The organism is Chthoniobacterales bacterium, assembly GCA_035274845.1.
Classification (GTDB): domain Bacteria; phylum Verrucomicrobiota; class Verrucomicrobiia; order Chthoniobacterales; family UBA10450; genus AV80.
Window position 1 is genome coordinate 1 of record DATENU010000014.1, and the last position, 15,898, is coordinate 15,898.

A 15,898-nucleotide genomic window follows, 5' to 3' on the forward strand; every position below is an offset into this window, starting at 1 on the left:
GAGAGATACCCAGGAAGCGCTGATTCAAGCCACCGGGTTGGCGCCGACGAATGATCTGGAGTCGGCCATCATCGTGACGCTGCCTCCCGGTGCTTACACCGCGATCCTGCGTGGCAACGGCCCAGGGGTGGGCGTTGGTCTAGTCGAAGTGTACGATCTCGACACGGCGGCCGCGTCGAAGCTGGGGAACCTCAGCACCCGCGCCTTCGTGCGCACTGGCAACAATGTTGTAATCGCTGGTTTCATCCTGGGTAATGGCGCTGGGGATGACCGCGTCGTGGTTCGGGGCCTGGGACCAAGCCTGGGCGGGTTCGGCATCTCGAACCCGTTGCAGGATCCAACGCTCGAGCTGCGCGATCAGAATGGGACCCTTCTGAAATCCAACAACGACTGGCAGGACGATCCGGTGCAAGCCGCGGAGATCACCGCTGCGGGGCTGGCGCCTTCGAACACAAAGGAATCGGCGATCGCGGCAACCCTGCCACCGGGCCTCTACACGGCGATCCTTGTGGGTCACGACGCGGCCATCGGCGTAGGACTCGTGGAAGTCTATGATCGTGGTCCGTAAACCGGTCACTTCTCGCCACGCGACTTGTAACTGACAGTTCCGTCACGCGCCGGGAGGTAACTTCGCGGCCGCGGTTGACGACAGCCGGGGCCGCCCCCATATTCCGTCCTCCGAAAATTGGAGGGCGGGCGCTTCGCCTGCCTTCGCGGGCAACCGAACGGTTACTCACCACGGAACTGACCACATGGATAAGATTCGCAACATCGCCATTATTGCGCACGTCGATCACGGCAAGACCACTCTTGTCGATCAACTACTGCGGCAATCCGGCACCTTTCGGTCGAACCAGAAGGTCGAGGAACGGATGATGGATTCGATGGATCTGGAGCGGGAAAAGGGAATCACCATCCGCGCCAAGAATGCCGCCTTCCAATGGAACGGCTACCGCATCAACATCGTCGATACCCCGGGCCACGCGGACTTTGGTGGCGAAGTCGAACGCATCATGAAGATGGTCGACGGCGTTCTTCTCGTCGTGGATGCGCATGACGGTCCGCAAGCCCAAACCCGGTTCGTTTTGCGCAAGGCGCTCGAAAACCACGCCAAACCGATTGTGGTCATCAACAAGATCGATCGCGAAAATGCGCGGCCCCACAAAGTGCTCGATCTGGTGTTCGATCTTTTCGTCGAGTTAAAAGCAACCGACGAGCAACTCGATTTTCCCATCGTTTATGCGAGCGCCAAGAATGGTTTTGCCATGCGCGAGCTGCATGAAAACAGCGAGGACATGACGCCTTTGTTCGAGGCCATCGTGAAATACGTGCCGCCGCCCCAGGTATCGCCGGAGCCTTTCTTTCAGATGCTCGTTTCGAATCTGGACTACAGCGATTACCTCGGACGGATCGCCCTGGGACGCATCGTCAGCGGCCGGGTGAGTGTGGGAGACTCGATTGTTTGTATTCATCGGGATGGCCGGCGCGAACGCGCTTCGGTCACCGGACTTTTTACCTTTGCCGGGATGGGGCAGGTGGAACTGAAACATGCCAGCGTGGGCGATATTGTCGGACTGACCGGCTTCGAGGAGGTTTACATCGGCGAGACGCTGACCGACCGCGAAGAGCATCCGCCGCTTCAATTTGTCGACATCGATCCACCGACGATCCGGATGCGAATCCTGGTCAACGATTCGCCTTTTGCGGGACGCGAAGGCAAGTTCGTGACCGCGCGTCACGTTCGCGAACGTCTCATCCGGGAAACCCGCGGGAATGTTTCCCTCCAGGTGAAAGACACCGAAGTTGCCGGCGCGTTCGAGATCAACGCCCGGGGCGAGATGCAGATCGCGATCCTCGTCGAGCAAATGCGGCGGGAAGGTTATGAAGTCATGGTCTCGCGGCCGGAAGTGATTTATCAGCGCGACGACACCGGGGCTTTGCTGGAGCCGATCGAAAATCTCTACGTCGAGGTTCCGAATGACAATCTCGGCGACGTTTTGCAATCACTCGCTTCCCGCAAGGGCGAGATCGTGACCATGGATCACCACGGGACCCGTGTTTCCGTTGAAGCGGTCATTCCGACCCGAGGCTTGATTGGATTCGAAAGCGATCTCGTGAATCTGACTCGGGGCGAAGGATTGATGAGTCATCTCTTCCGCGAATACGCGCCTTTCAAGGGCGAGCTCGAAGGGCGGAATCGGGGCGTGATGGTTTCGATGGAGCCGGGCGTCAGCACCGCCTACGCCCTTAATAATATTCAGGCGCGGGGCAAATTGTTTATCGGCCCGCAGGAGGAGATTTACACCGGCATGATTGTGGGCGAAAACGCGCGCCCGGAGGATCTGCCGGTGAATCCCTGTAAGGCGAAACACCTGACCAACATGCGGAGCCAGGGCGACGGCAAGGGGATTCAGCTCGAAGCGCCGCTTCGAATGACGCTGGAGCGGGCCATCGAATACATCAGCGCGGACGAATTTGTGGAAGCGACTCCGAAATCGCTTCGGTTGCGCAAACGCATCCTGGATCCGACCGCCCGGAAGCGTGCTCAAAACGCCACCGCTGTATCTTGACAATAACGGCCGAAAGCAGTTGAATTGGATCGTTAGTTTGCCTCCTCGATCAACGTTCTTTTCGAGGCGTTCCGGTTCCGGGTTTCTCGCGAACAAAGGTTAGGTTTGAGCGGCAACTTCCTAGAATTCCCATCTCATGTCGGGGCACAGCAAGTGGTCGAAGGTTAAGCGCTTCAAAGGCGCGCTCGATGCGAAACGGGGCGCGCTCTTTAGCAAGCTCTCGCGCGAGATTACCATCGCCGCCAAGATCGGCGGCGGCGATCCGGACGGCAACGTCCGTCTCCGCAGCGCGATTCTTTCCGCCCGCGCCCAAAGTATGCCGAACGATAACATCGACCGGGCGATCAAGCGGGGGACGGGCGAAGGGATGGAGGCGCAGCATTTCGACGAGATTATTTATGAAGGTTACGCGCCGGGAGGGGTGGCGGTGATTGTCGAAGCCGCGACCGACAACAAGAACCGCACCGCGGCCGAAATCCGGAGGATCTTCAGCAAAAATGACGGCAACCTGGCGACCAGCGGCAGTGTTTCCTACATGTTCCACAAGAAAGGCCGGATCACCGTCCCTCGGGGCAGCCTGGACGAGGAGCGGATTTTTGAGCTCGCCCTGGAAGCCGGCGCGGAGGAGTTGACAACGGAGGAGGAGCAGTATGTTATTACCACTTCCCACGATCAGCTCTATGCAGTAGCTGAGGCGCTCAAAAACGCGGGCGTTACCACCGATGGGCAAAAGTTTACATTCATCCCTGATACGACAGTTCCGGTCAACGATGAGGCGGTCGCGCTGCAGATCTTGCGCTTGTGCGATAGCCTCGAAGAAGACGACGACGTTCAAAACGTCTATTCAAATCTAGATATTCCTGACGAGTTGCTGGCGAAATTGCCGGCTTAAGAACGCCGCCAGTGAGGTGGGCGGTCCGCTGCTCCGGCAGCATTGAGATCATCTCTGTATTTATGAGCGAAGAAAACGATAACCAGCCACCGCTGCGAACCGACGCCCCCGCGGACCGTCCGAGGCGTCCTCGCAGGAGATTCCCCCGCCGGCATGACGGTCCCCGCGACCGGGGCCCGCAAGAACAACGGGGGGACCTGAACGGCCCCGCGGATCGGGCTGAAGATTTGTCCGATGGAACGGGCGGCCCTACCGCCGCCACCCAGGGCGACGAGCACAGTCATTCATCCGGTTCGGAGCAGTCTTCCCGCACCGAGGGAGGGGCTTCGGCCAACGGCGAACTCGAGCGCGAGCCGGAGTTTGGCGACGGCATCATTGAAATCTCGGGCAAAGGCTTCGGTTTTCTGCGAGACGCGAAACGCAATTTTGTCCAGACTCCGAACGACATTTTCGTGACGCCGGAAATCGTGCGCCGTTTCGGGCTGCGCGATGGCATGTGGATCTATGGCGAAACGCGGCGCGGCAATCGCGGGCCGCAGCTTGTCCGGCTGAACCAGATCAATGAGGAGGAGCCGACCAAGTATCAGGGGCTCCGGCCGTTTGAAGAGCTGACCACGATTAACCCAAACCGGCGCATCAAGCTGGAGACGGTGCCGGATCGTTATACGACCCGGATCATGGATTTGATGACGCCCCTCGGGATGGGCCAGCGCGGTTTGATCGTCGCCCCGCCCCGGACCGGCAAGACCACTTTGCTCCATCACATTGCCGACGCGGTCGTCAAAAATCATCCGGAGATGAAGTTGATCATTCTCCTCGTCGACGAGCGTCCGGAGGAAGTGACCGATTTTCGGCGTTCCTGTCCGCAGGCTGAAATCATGGCGAGCTCGAACGACAGCGATATCAAGAGCCATACCCGGATCGCCCAGCTCGCGGTCGAGCGGGCCAAGCGGCTCGTCGAGGCCGGCAAAGATGTGTTCATTTTGCTCGACTCGATCACGCGAACGGCTCGCGCTTTTAACAATGCCATGGGCGGAGGCGGACGGACCATGAGCGGAGGCATCGACGCCCGCGCCATGGAAACGCCCAGAAAGCTTTTCTCCGCGGCGCGAAACACCGAGGAAGCCGGCTCACTCACGATTGTGGCCACGGCCCTGATCGAAACCGGCAGCCGCATGGACGAGCTCATCTTCCAGGAATTCAAAGGCACCGGGAACATGGAGATGGTCCTCGATCGCAAGATCAGCGATCAGCGCATCTATCCCGCGGTCGACATTTTCCTTTCCGGCACCCGCCGCGAGGAATTGCTGATGCAGCCCTGGGAATTGGAGAAAATCAATCTCATCCGGCGCGGCCTGGCAGGCCACAAACCGGGCGAAGCGATCGAGCGTCTGCTCATGTTCGTGAAGAAATTCCCGACCAACGAACAGATGCTGAAGGGCATTCCCGGGTAGGGAATTTGCGAATTGCGAATTGCAATTTGCGATCGAGGACTCCGATTGAAATCGCAAATCGAAAATCGCAAATCGGAAATTCTGGAGCCCGATTGGGAGGTCCTGCCTCCCGAGGAAAAGCGGAAACGGCAGGGGTTGGAGCCGCTCTTCAAATGGCTGGCCCTGATCATGGACGAAGTTGTCCGCGTTCCCGGGACGAAATTTCGTTTTGGCCTTGATCCGCTAATCGGACTCATTCCCGGCATCGGCGACACGAGTTCCGCGCTCGTTTCCGCGTTCGCTCTTATCCAGGCCGCCCGCCTTGGCGTCCCCAAGATTCTGCTGGCACGGATGTCGTTGAACATCCTGATCAACGAAATCATCGGCATTGTCCCGGGCGTGGGTGACGCCTTTTCGTTCTGGTTCAAGTCGAATGCGCGAAATTACGAGATCATCAAGAACCACCGTCTTGGCTCAACTACTCCCAGCCGGAGCGACTGGGTGTTTGTTATTGGAGTGCTTATCGCGCTCTTCGCCATCGTTTGCGCGGGGGTGGCGGTCAGCTTTCTGGTTCTCGGCGCGCTGGCGCGAATGCTCTTCGGGCGCTGAAGCTAGCGCAAATACCGCGAATAGATTGCCTGGAGACTGGCGCGGGCGAGGTGGTAATCGTGCGCAAACGATTCCAGGCTCCTGGCTCCGACGCGGTGCGCCAGTTTTTCCTGTTCGGTTTTGTCCGGCGGCAGGCTCGAGACGGTTTTGTTTTCCCAGCGGCGCAGGACCGACTCGATGGAGCGCAAGTAGAGATATTTTTCCTTGAGAACGGTCGCGTCCGTTTTCTGCAGGATTCCAGCGGCGGCCAGGTCCGAGATTGCACCAATCATTTGCGGGTTCCAGATCCCAGCCCGCATCTGGAGCGCCTGCACGAGAAATTCTGCCTGGATTACTCCGCCGGTCCCGGTTTTGAAATCGAGTTCATCCGAGGCTCCGGCGCGGTCTCGCCGGATTCGTTGGAACATCGCGTCAATCTGGGCGAACAAATCCATTCGCTGCCCCACCTGCCTCCAGACACGTTGGGCCAGCTCCATGAATTCATTTTGTAACGGCCCGGCGATGGGTCGCGCCCGGGTCAGCGCCTGCACTTCCCAGAGCTGGCCGCGGGTTTGGTAGTAGGCTTCGTAGGCAGGCAGCGAACAGGAAAGGATGCCTTTCTCACCGTCCGGACGCAGGCGCGCATCCAGCGTCCAGATGCTCCCTTCCGCGGTCGGTTGCGCCATCGTCACGATGAGATTCTGCGCGGACCGCACATCTTCCCCGACAAAGAAGACGTCGAGGTCGGCCCCATAACCGATCTCGGCGCCGCCGAATTTCCCGAGCGCAACGATGGTGAGATCGCTTTCGCTTCCCCGCAGCCGATTCACAAAAAGCAGACAGGCCTCAGCCAGCGCGGAGTGTTCGGCGAAAACCGACGACAGGTCCGCGAGACCGAGGACATCACGGAGGAAAATCCTGAGCAACTGGGTCTGCCGATAAGCGCGAAGCAGATCGAGCGACTCCGCCGTCACTTTCAACGCCTCAAGGTTCCGGGTATGCCGGGCGAGGCTGACTTCGCGGTCCAGCATTCCGGCGCGGGTGATTTCCTCCAATAATTGAGGACGGCGAATGAGCACGTCACCAAATCGGCGGCTGGAATCGAAGGTTTGGACGAGGAGCTCGAGGAGCTTCGGGTTCACCACGAGCAGTTCGAAAAGCATGCTACGCAAACCATAGGCCTCGACGAAACGAATGAACTGATTCAAGGCCACGTCGGGATCGGCCGCCCGGGCCAGCCACCGAAACAGGAGCGGGCGAAGATTGCGCAACACCTGGCGGGTTCGCGGGGCGACATGAAAGCCACCCGCGCCCTTCGCGAGATCGGCGAGCGATTTCGCCGCGCTTTTTTCGTCTCGAAAGATGCTCAGGTTTTCGGCCGCTGAATCCGCGGCTCCGCTCGGTTCTGAAATCACCCGGCGGAAAATAACGCGCACTTGTCCCATGTGTTGCTGGAGGGCGGCATTGAATTTTCCCGACGAAGCAAAGCCGAGACTCCGCGCCAGGCGAGCCAGCTCCTCGCCGTTTTCCGGCACGGTGTGAGTTTGTTGTTCGGCCTCGATCTGCAGGCGGTGTTCGACCCGCCGCAGGAAGCCGTAGGCGTCCTCCAGCGCCCGGACTTCTCCTCGCGGTAACAACTCCAGTTCCGCCAACACAGGCAGCGCCTTCAACGTGCTCGTTTCCTGGAGAAACGCGTTCCGCGCGCCGTGGAGAAGTTGCAGGGCTTGCACTACAAATTCGATTTCCCGGATTCCTCCCGCGCCCAGCTTTACGTCTCGCCCAATATTTTCGTGACCCACGATATCGCGTTCGATGCGCCGTTTGATTGCCCCGATCTCTTCGAGCACGTCTGGCGTTGGGCTCTTGGGAAAAATAAACGGCTGGTGCTGGCGAAGAAACTCGTAGGCCAGCTCGCGGCTACCGCCGATGCCACGCGCCTTGATTAGGGCCAGGCGTTCCCAGGTCTCGCCGAAGCCGGCGTAATAATTTTCCATGCTCTCGAGCGAGCGCACGAGCGGTCCCGCCGTCCCTTCCGGTCTGAGCCGCAGATCAATCCGGAACAGCGCCCCGTCCGGATCGTGGGCCGCGAAAGTTTCGATGATTTTTGCGCCCAGTTGATTGAACCACTCATGGTAGGTCAGGTTCGCCGAAACCTGTCCTTCCTCGCCATAGAGGAAAATCACGTCGATATCGGAGCTATGGTTTAACTCGTGGCCGCCCAGTTTCCCAAGCGCAAGAATGGAGAAGGGAGTGTCGGGCCCGCCCCGCCGGCTGCGGAGCTCGCAGTCCCAGTAAGTGTAAACCTCGCGCAGGCAAATTTCGGCGAGCTGCGATAGTTCGAAGGTGGTTTCGTGGAGCGGCGCGGCTTCGGCAACTTCGCGGAGCGCGATTCGCGTCATCTCGCGGCCCTTCCAGAAGCGCAGCGCGCGGAAGTTGCCGGCGAACGTGGAACCTTCCGCAATTCGTCGCAACCCGACGAGCATGGCCTGGGATGGGCGCGGCTCATTTGAAATCTCGGGTCGGGAAAGCCATTGCAGGATTTCGGGATAGCGAACGAAGCGCGCTGCGCAGACGCTCGAGACCGAAATCAGATGAAGCAACGCAGCTTCGCCCAGCGGAAATTGTTCGACGACTTCACGGAACGGCGTTCCGCCGGCCGGCCAGTCCGCTTCCATTCGCTCGAGCGTGTTTTGGACCTGGGCGGGATTCAGGGTCCCGGCAGATATCTTCTTGATCCATTCCGCGGAATTCATTGGGATGAAATGAACATGGTTGGCAGCGGCAAAAAAATCAGAACGTCCAACGTCCAACGTTCGACGCTCAACGTCCAATTAGGAAACAGTAGGCAGTCTTAGTTAAACGTTCGACGTTGGACGTTGGACGTTGAACGTTTCTGTCTCTCCAGATAGGCTCTGCGAGTAGACGAAGCGACGAGACCCTCTACTTCTTCTCCGCTATCTTCTCCCGCGCCTTGGCAAGGACGCGTCTCTCCGCGCGGGTCAGGCTGCCGATGCCTTCGCGGGAAATTTTTTCGAGGAGCGGATCCACTTCTTCGGCAATGAACTGCTCGGGCGTCATCGCGTGATAGCGTTCGGTCGCGGCGCGTCGTTGGTGCAGAAGGCGCTGCAAAATGGAAGGGCGCCCAAAGCCCAGGAGATGAACATAAAACCATCCCGCCAGGCAACCGCCGAGGAAAGAGCTGTGAGCGACCGTCGCGGTTCGATCGAAAACCACTCCCAAAATGGAAATGGTGAAGGCTGCGTAAGCCAAATGTTTTGCCTTGAGCCGAACCGGCAACAGAAAGAAAGGCATCGAGGTTAATTCGAGTTCCGGAAGGATGGCCGCGTATGCCACCAGGATGGCAGCTGGTCCACCGGAAGCCGCCAGCAGGACCGACGAGGCCGGCATCAAGAACAAATGGCCGAGTTCTCCCGCAGCTGTGCCGGTGAGATAAAGAAAAAGGAATTGGCGCTGCCCGATGATCGATTCCACGTCTCGCCCGAGCAAATAGAGGAGAATCATGTTTCCAAGCAGATGCCACGGGCCGTCATGGAGAAAAGCGGCAGTGATGAAGAGCCATCCGTAGGCATCGCGAAGGCCGCGACTACTCAGCGCGAGATACTCGCGGACGAAACCCGGCTGATAGGCATCCAGAAAAAGCTGGACCATGAAGACTGCGACATTCAGTCCAATCAATCCGAGCAGGACCACGCGCGGCCGCTGCGTCCAGCGCTGCGTGATCGGCGTAGGTTTTCGGCCGGACAGGCGCATCTTCCGAGCGTATCGCAGTGAAAATTCGTTGTCGATGAAATCCGTGTGCGTAGCTCAATTGCACTGGTAGGGACGCCGCGCTGCGGCGTCCGAGATCGGGAAGGCGCGCGGACGGCGCAGCGCGCCGTCCCTACCTTTTGCTACCTCGGCAGCAGGACGCGCAATCCGCCCGCCCGGATTTTGAATACGACCGGGCAGTTCCCAATGAGTTCCCCGTCGATTTCAACCGGCACGCTCTCCTCGCTCGTAACGCGCAACCGGGTGGTCTGGAAATATTCCACTTCCGGCGAGGTGATTTGCGGTGTGAACACCACATTTTGGAGGTAGCGGATGATATCGACGTAATTCAGCCGCTTGAAGACCAGGACGTCGAGCAAGCCATCGTCCATCACAGCCTGTTTGAAGAACGGGAGCCGCCCGCCGTAAAGACGCCCGTTCCCCACGAGCACAAACGATCCCTCGCCGGTGACTGCGTTTTCCGATTCGATCTTCAAAATCGGAGGAGGGCGCGAGGCGATTTGCGCCGCGGAAATCAGGTAACTGAGCGGTCCGAAATTTCGTTTAAACGCGCGGCTGGTTTCCTTGACCGCCTGGGCATCGAGCCCGACGCCGGCCAGCTGCACGAAATGCTTTCCATTCGCGCTCGGCAGGTCCACCCGGCGCGTCTGATTCTCCTGGATTATCTGCCAGCAGCGCGCGAGGTCGTTGGACGGCAGACCGAGTTCGGTCGCGAAAACGTTCATCGTGCCGAGAGGAAGTAAGCCGAGGGCAACGTTGCGGCCTGCGATCCCGTTCACGATCTCGTTGATGGTGCCGTCGCCGCCCGCGGCCACGATTTTTTCATAGCCTTCCGCGGCGGCATGCCGCGCCATTACTTCCGCCTCTCCGGCGCGGGAGGTGGCACAGAGGACCGCTCCCCGCGCGATCTTCTCCACCTGGGAACGCAGGCGCTGGGCCCGGGCGCCACGCGCGGCTGGATTGAGAATGACAACGGTGTTTTTCAAGGCGGACGGGTCAGGGCTTTGGTCTTTTCTTCAAACTGGGAGGGCGTAACCTTCCGGCGTGCAAAAGCTGAGCCGGATTCTGTTTATCGTGCTCGGCGCGATTCTTGGAGTGGCGGTCCTCATTCTGATTGGCGTGAACATGTATGTGCAGTCGGAAGGGACACAAGCCAGGATTCAGCAGGAACTCAGCCAGCGTCTCGGGACGACGCTCAGCATCAAGCGCATCAGCGTGACGCCCTGGGCCGGGTTGAAACTCACCGGCATCACGATCCCGCAAAGTCAGGCCGGCGTTTCGCCTGACTTCCTCACCGCGAAGACGTTTCGGTTGCGCATCCGTTTTTCATCCCTCTTCGCCCAACGCCTCGTGATCAAGGAAATCTCGCTGATCGAGCCCGATGTGGTCTGGGCGCAGAACGCCGATGGAAAATGGAGACTTCCGTCTCTGCTGCCGGAGCCTGTCACCAACCCGCCTCCCCAAACCCAGGCCGCTCTCTCGCCCGTTCCGGCGACAGTGACCAAAGAGCAATCGCCGGAAGGGACGCCGCCTTCCGCTCCTCCGGAAACCGCTGCCGTTCTGGCGGAAACGGAGACGGCCCCCGGCTTCAGGCCCGAAATCGAACGCGTCAATCTGGTCGGAGGACGCTTCCTCTTCCTCGACGAGAAATTGAAGAAAGTCGCGATGTTCGACCAGGTGCGGTTTCGCTCGAATTTCCGAACAGCGAACGATCTTCGCGGGGACGTCATGATCGGGAAGACTTCGCTGCGCGACCGGTTCTTCCTCGAAGAACTCCGATCGCCTCTTCGTTATTCGCCGGACGAGCTCAATTTCTCGCAGATCGCGGCCCGCGCCGCGGGAGGTGAGATCACCGGACGTTTCATTCTGCTGCCGCAGGCCGAGGATTCTCCCTTTACGGTCAGCGTCCGGTTTCACGACGTGCAGGCCGACCGGGTCGTGTCGGACGCCGGCGGCTCGTCCGGGATGATTACGGGCAAGCTGGAAGGGTTTCTCGAGGCGGCCGGCACCACGGCCGATCAAAACGCGCTCTCGGGGAAGGGGGAAATCGTGTTACGCGACGGTCAGGTTCGCCAATACAGTTTGCTCGTCGCCCTGGGGCAGTTGCTCCAGATCCAGGAATTCCAACAACTGCGCCTGGATCAGGCCCAGGTGAAATATCATATCGATCCGGGAGTGGTGACGATCGATGAAGTCGTTCTCCGTTCCGAGAATGTCCGATTGTCCGGGACCGGCACCGTTTCCTTCGATGGGAAACTTCAGCTCGAATCGCAACTGGCCGTGAACGAGAAAATGCGGAACCAGCTCTTCCGCGCGATTCGCGATAACTTCCAGCCGACCGAGGAGCCCGGATACAGTGCGGTCAGCTTTCAGGTCACGGGGACCGTCGGCCGGCCCAAGACTAATCTCATGGATCGGCTGATCGGCCGGGACTTGAAGGACCTCGGTAGTGTCCTCAGCGGCCTGATTGGCGGCGGAAAGTCGGAGAAAGCGAAAAAGAAAAAGGCGGCAGCGGAGGAAGCAGCCGCCGCAGAGCCCTCGGTTGCGCCGACCCCTGCTGAGAGCGCGGCCGCCCCCACCACCACGCTTCCGCCGGCTGCGATCGATTCTCCGTCGCCGGGTCCCAAACCATGAGAGTGATTGCGGGGACGGCGGGCGGCATTCGGCTGGATGTTCCCAAGAGCGGCGTGCGCCCCACGATGGATCGGGTCAAGGCCGCGATCTTCTCGAGCCTCGGCGAAGCAGTGATTGGCGCCCGGGTCTTGGATCTCTGCGCGGGCACCGGCGCTTTGGGAATCGAAGCTCTCAGTCGCGGCGCGGCGTCCGCCTTGTTTGTCGAGGAAAATTCTGCCGCCGTCGAATCGATCGAACGAAACCTTGCCCGGACGAAACTGAAGGGGGCGGTCCGGAAACAGGATGTCTTCGCCTTCCTTCACTCGACCCACCCGCGGGAACCGTTTCAGATAATTTTTGCCGATCCCCCGTACGAGCAGACGAAATCGGGCGGTCAATTCACTCCGCTGTTGCTCCAGGACACGCATCTCGCCGGGATGCTCGAGCCGTCTGGTATTTTCGTGCTGGAGAAGCGGCCCGGAGAACAAATGCCGTCCCTGGATTTATGGGACATCACCCGGGCCAGGCGATACGGGGCAACTGAAGTCTTGTTCCTGCACCGGAGCAGCATTACCACCGGGGCGGGGGCGCGCTGAATGATCAGGCTGTTCTACAATCTGCTTTATCCCATCGGCCTGATCTTCTTTCTTCCGGGACAGATCGCAAAGCTGCTGCGACGCGGAAATTACCGGCATAAACTCGGGCAACGTTTCGGTTTCTACGACGCGGAAGTGCGGGCCCGGCTCGCCCGGCATCGCTGCACCTGGATTCACGCCGTCAGTGTTGGCGAAGTCGCGATCGCGTTGAAGCTGGCGGCAAAATTGCGCCAGCGCGATCCGCAGTTTTTTGCGGTCATCACCGCGACCACGACCACCGGCTTTCAGGTCGCAACGGCGCAAGCCACCGACGCGATGGAAGTACTCTACAGCCCGCTCGATTTCTGGCCGATTATCCGCCGGGCGTATGCGGTCATCCGGCCGGTCCGCATCATTCTCGTCGAGGCGGAGGTCTGGCCGAACCTCGCCGCCGAAGCGCGAAACCGCCGAATTCCGCTCGCGCTCGTCAACGCCCGGCTATCGAAGCGCTCCGAAGCGCGCTTTCTGCGTTTGCGCTTTCTGATCGCGCCGACCTTTCGCTGCCTCGACGCGATCTGCGTCCAGGAACCGGAAGACATCGAGCGCTGGGCCGCGCTTGGCGTTTCTCGCGAGCGCATTCACCACGTCGGCAGCATCAAATTTGATCCCATCGCGGTGGATTTTCCGAAGCCGCCAGCCGGCGTGATGCGCGAACTTGGGTTGAAGTCCGAACAACCCATTTTGCTTGGCGGCAGCACCCATCCCGGCGAGGAAGAAATCCTGGGGCAAATTTTTCAAAATCTGCGCCGTGAGTTTCCCGGCTTGCAACTGATCATCGCGCCGCGCCACGTCGAGCGGTCCGGTGAAATTCGGACGCAGCTGCAAGCGCTTGGTTTGGCCGTAGCCTTGAGGAGCGACCCTTCGTTTGGCGCCGCCGATTGCCTTCTTCTGAACACGACCGGGGAACTGCAAAGCTGGTATCTTGTCGCTACCATCGTTTTTATGGGCAAGAGCCTCACCGCCCGCGGCGGGCAAAATCCAGTCGAACCGATCCTGGCCGGAAAGCCGGTCCTGTTCGGCCCGCACATGGAGAACTTTTCTGTGCTCGGGGCTGCGTTGATCGCGCGCGGCGGTGCGATCCAGGTCGATGGAGCGGCTGAGCTTCAGGAAAAGATCGCCTGGCTCCTGCGCGATCGCGAAGCAGCCGCAAATCTCGTTCGGAACGCCCACGCCATTATCGCTGGCCACAGCGGCGCGACGGAACGGACGGCCGATATCGTTCTGCAACTTAACTCGCATTCCTGATGTTTCGGAAACTGCGACATCGGCTCAGGGTTTTCGCGCGATCGAAGTCGTGGCGCTTCGCCCAGGACGTCGTGCAGGCGCGGATGCTTGCCCGCTCCGGCGTGCGCGGTCTGCCTCTGGCGAAAATCCATTGGGGCGGCCGCGATGTTTTCTATCGCCCGGCCACGTCCGATCCGCTCGCGATTTATCAGGTCCTTGTTCGCCGAAGCGAGAAAGCGGAGTACTACCTGCCGCCGCGGCTGCAACCGAATGTCATTCTCGATATCGGCAGCAACATCGGTTCGTCGATCCTCTTCTTTCACGAACAATTTCCCAACGCCCAGATTTACGGCTTCGAGCCGCATCCGGACACGTTTCGGGTCCTGGAGAAAAACGTGGCCGGGATTCCGTCCGTAAAAATTTTCAACTGCGGGCTGGGCGCGGCGGACGGAGAGATTTCCGTCCAATTCGATAACGCCGACTTCAGCCGATTCATGGGAAACGCCGCCGGCGCCGATTGGTCCGGGCCGCTAAGCCCGACCGTCTGCCAAATCAGGAATGCCGGCGCAATGGTGCAGTCCCTCGGACTGACGAAGGTCGATTTGATCAAGATCGACTGCGAAGGGTCCGAGTACGACGTGCTCGCTTCGCTGCCGCCTGAACTCCTCCGCCAATGCAAATGGATCGTGGGCGAAATGCACGACGCTTCCGCGTTCCCGTTGCTCGCCCTGCTCGCGCCCCACTTCAACCTCGACCTGAAAAAGCGAATGTTCGCGCCGACCTTCCGTTTCCACGCCTGCAACCTTGCTTGCGCCGAGCAACTCAAGGGATCGTTCGACCGCAACGCTCTGCAGCGCTGAGCCGCCAGCGAATTTCCTCAGGGCCAAATCGAATTCAGGAGTGCGGCCAACCGGTATCCGCCCCAAGCCACTCTTTTCCGGATGACCTTTACGGCTCGGCTTTTGTAGGCCGCGCTCGGCTCCATCCCGTTGCTCACACCGCTGTAAACCACGGTTCTTGCCAGAGTAAAACTTTCGTTTGCCCATGCCGGATAGTTAAACGGGTCATTCAATCTCAGAGCGGGATCGGTGGGCGGGTTTGCTTGTCTCGCCAGGGCCGCCGCGGGCGGAATCTGGCTGAGAGGCGGAGGCCGGTATTCAGGAGGTGGTCCGCCTTTGGGGAAACTTCCGATGCCGCTGTCCCAGTAGCTGTGCAGGTTGGTATTATGCAGCTCACCGTTCCGACCCGGTATCTTGATCGTCATCAAATTCCCGCCCTGATCTCCGTCTGTATGGGCACGATCGACCCGGGCGGAGCAATGCAGCGGCTGATGAATATCGCCTACAAAATGAATGACCAGCCGCAACGCCTGGGCCCGCGCCTTCTGGTCGGTGCTCGTCTTGAGGATCCTGACGTTTTCCCGAAGAGCGGTGACGATGTTGGGCGTCGGGATGGCTGGCAAACGCGTTCCATCGGTGGAGAACGGTTTGTCGATGAAGTGAAGCGGTTCAAGGGGCTTGAAGGCTGGGATGGATCGGAGGTCGTCCGCCCAGTGGGACGCGCTGACGAAGTCTTTGCTCTTCGTTGACACAGCGGCGGGATCAATTGGAATGGCCAGGAGCGCCTTGACTTGCGCCTTCGCCCTGGGATTGAGCCGGTCGAACGCGATTTGGGCTATCATCATGTGCCCGCCGGGTCCGAAGCCAAGGGAGATCGAAGGCGTGCCGAGGGTGAGGCAAAGGCCAATCGCGATTGCGCCGCCGAAACTGCGGCGGGGATTTTGCTTTTTCATGGGGAACCTCCTTGGCGGTGAGAAATAAGTCCGGGGGTAACCGGAAGCTCGGGTTTATCCCATCGCGGCCCGCGTGCGCAAGCTGAAACCGGCGACCGCAAATAACTTGCAACCCCCCAGCCCGCTCCAGATATTGCCCCGCTTTTCCTGACCCTATCGTCCAGTGGCCTAGGACACCGCCCTTTCACGGCGGTAACACGGGTTCGAATCCCGTTAGGGTCGCCACTCCGGCACTCCGCAGGCGGTTTTTCGACCGCGCCGCCGATGTGTTTTTGGTAATGGTCGCTATCAGCCCAGTTCCGGTAACCCGATCCACCTCCTGCCTTACGCCCGTTCGAACACGAAGCCTGGATGGTTTTGTT

At 59.8% G+C, this 15,898-nt stretch carries 13 protein-coding genes and 1 tRNA gene; 10 read left to right on the plus strand and 4 right to left on the minus strand.

Translation table 11 applies throughout. From position 1 onward, the window contains the following. The 5 genes from VJU77_09425 to VJU77_09445 all read left to right on the plus strand — a co-directional run. Window positions 1-568 (plus strand): hypothetical protein (locus VJU77_09425; protein HKP03565.1); only part of this gene is annotated, 568 nt, incomplete at its 5' end. A 184-nt stretch (window positions 569-752) separates the two neighbouring features. Next, window positions 753-2,570, plus strand: coding sequence for a translational GTPase TypA (gene typA / locus VJU77_09430; GenBank protein ID HKP03566.1), 1,818 nt, complete (start codon window positions 753-755; stop codon window positions 2,568-2,570). Window positions 2,571-2,706: 136 nt separating this feature from the next. After that, window positions 2,707-3,462, plus strand: a complete 756-nt coding sequence (locus tag VJU77_09435; protein HKP03567.1) for a YebC/PmpR family DNA-binding transcriptional regulator — start codon at window positions 2,707-2,709, stop codon at window positions 3,460-3,462. A 62-nt stretch (window positions 3,463-3,524) separates the two neighbouring features. Then, a complete protein-coding gene (rho, locus tag VJU77_09440) occupies window positions 3,525-4,916 on the plus strand; it encodes a transcription termination factor Rho (protein ID HKP03568.1) in 1,392 nt (463 codons plus the stop codon). Window positions 4,917-4,961: 45 nt separating this feature from the next. Continuing rightward, the gene (locus tag VJU77_09445; protein HKP03569.1) at window positions 4,962-5,504 is read left to right on the plus strand and encodes a DUF4112 domain-containing protein; all 543 of its coding nucleotides are present in this window, start codon (window positions 4,962-4,964) and stop codon (window positions 5,502-5,504) included. Between the two features lie 2 nt (window positions 5,505-5,506). Here the strand turns inward: VJU77_09445 and glnE are convergent, their stop codons facing one another. From glnE to VJU77_09460, 3 genes are all read right to left on the minus strand, one after another. Continuing rightward, a complete protein-coding gene (glnE, locus tag VJU77_09450) occupies window positions 5,507-8,236 on the minus strand; it encodes a bifunctional [glutamate--ammonia ligase]-adenylyl-L-tyrosine phosphorylase/[glutamate--ammonia-ligase] adenylyltransferase (GenBank protein ID HKP03570.1) in 2,730 nt (909 codons plus the stop codon). A gap of 187 nt (window positions 8,237-8,423) precedes the next feature. Next, window positions 8,424-9,254: a rhomboid family intramembrane serine protease gene (locus VJU77_09455; protein ID HKP03571.1), complete on the minus strand. Its 831-nt coding sequence runs from the start codon at window positions 9,252-9,254 to the stop codon at window positions 8,424-8,426. A 140-nt stretch (window positions 9,255-9,394) separates the two neighbouring features. Then, the gene (locus VJU77_09460) at window positions 9,395-10,258 is read right to left on the minus strand and encodes a diacylglycerol kinase family protein (GenBank protein HKP03572.1); all 864 of its coding nucleotides are present in this window, start codon (window positions 10,256-10,258) and stop codon (window positions 9,395-9,397) included. 58 nt (window positions 10,259-10,316) lie between these two features. Between VJU77_09460 and VJU77_09465 the strand changes: the two genes are divergently transcribed. From VJU77_09465 to VJU77_09480, 4 genes are read left to right on the plus strand one after another with little or no spacing between them, the layout of a single operon-like run. Next, window positions 10,317-11,906 carry an AsmA-like C-terminal region-containing protein gene (locus VJU77_09465; protein HKP03573.1) on the plus strand — a complete coding sequence of 530 codons (1,590 nt, stop codon included), beginning with the start codon at window positions 10,317-10,319 and terminating at the stop codon, window positions 11,904-11,906. Beyond that, complete coding sequence (gene rsmD / locus VJU77_09470; GenBank protein HKP03574.1) at window positions 11,903-12,481, plus strand: 16S rRNA (guanine(966)-N(2))-methyltransferase RsmD; 579 nt, start codon at window positions 11,903-11,905, stop codon at window positions 12,479-12,481. The genes VJU77_09465 and rsmD overlap by 4 nt, the downstream gene beginning before the upstream one ends. Next, window positions 12,482-13,765 (plus strand): 3-deoxy-D-manno-octulosonic acid transferase, encoded by a 1,284-nt coding sequence (locus VJU77_09475; GenBank protein ID HKP03575.1) that lies wholly within the window; start codon window positions 12,482-12,484, stop codon window positions 13,763-13,765. Continuing rightward, window positions 13,765-14,604, plus strand: a complete 840-nt coding sequence (locus VJU77_09480) for an FkbM family methyltransferase (GenBank protein ID HKP03576.1) — start codon at window positions 13,765-13,767, stop codon at window positions 14,602-14,604. Before VJU77_09475 ends, VJU77_09480 begins: the two co-directional genes overlap by 1 nt. A gap of 17 nt (window positions 14,605-14,621) precedes the next feature. Here the strand turns inward: VJU77_09480 and VJU77_09485 are convergent, their stop codons facing one another. Then, on the minus strand, window positions 14,622-15,536 hold the full coding sequence (locus VJU77_09485; GenBank protein ID HKP03577.1) for a S1/P1 nuclease: 915 nt from the start codon (window positions 15,534-15,536) through the stop codon (window positions 14,622-14,624). Window positions 15,537-15,685: 149 nt separating this feature from the next. On the opposite strand from VJU77_09485, the gene VJU77_09490 reads away from it, so the two are divergent. Continuing rightward, window positions 15,686-15,761 (plus strand) — tRNA-Glu (locus VJU77_09490). Window positions 15,762-15,898 lie beyond the last annotated feature (137 nt).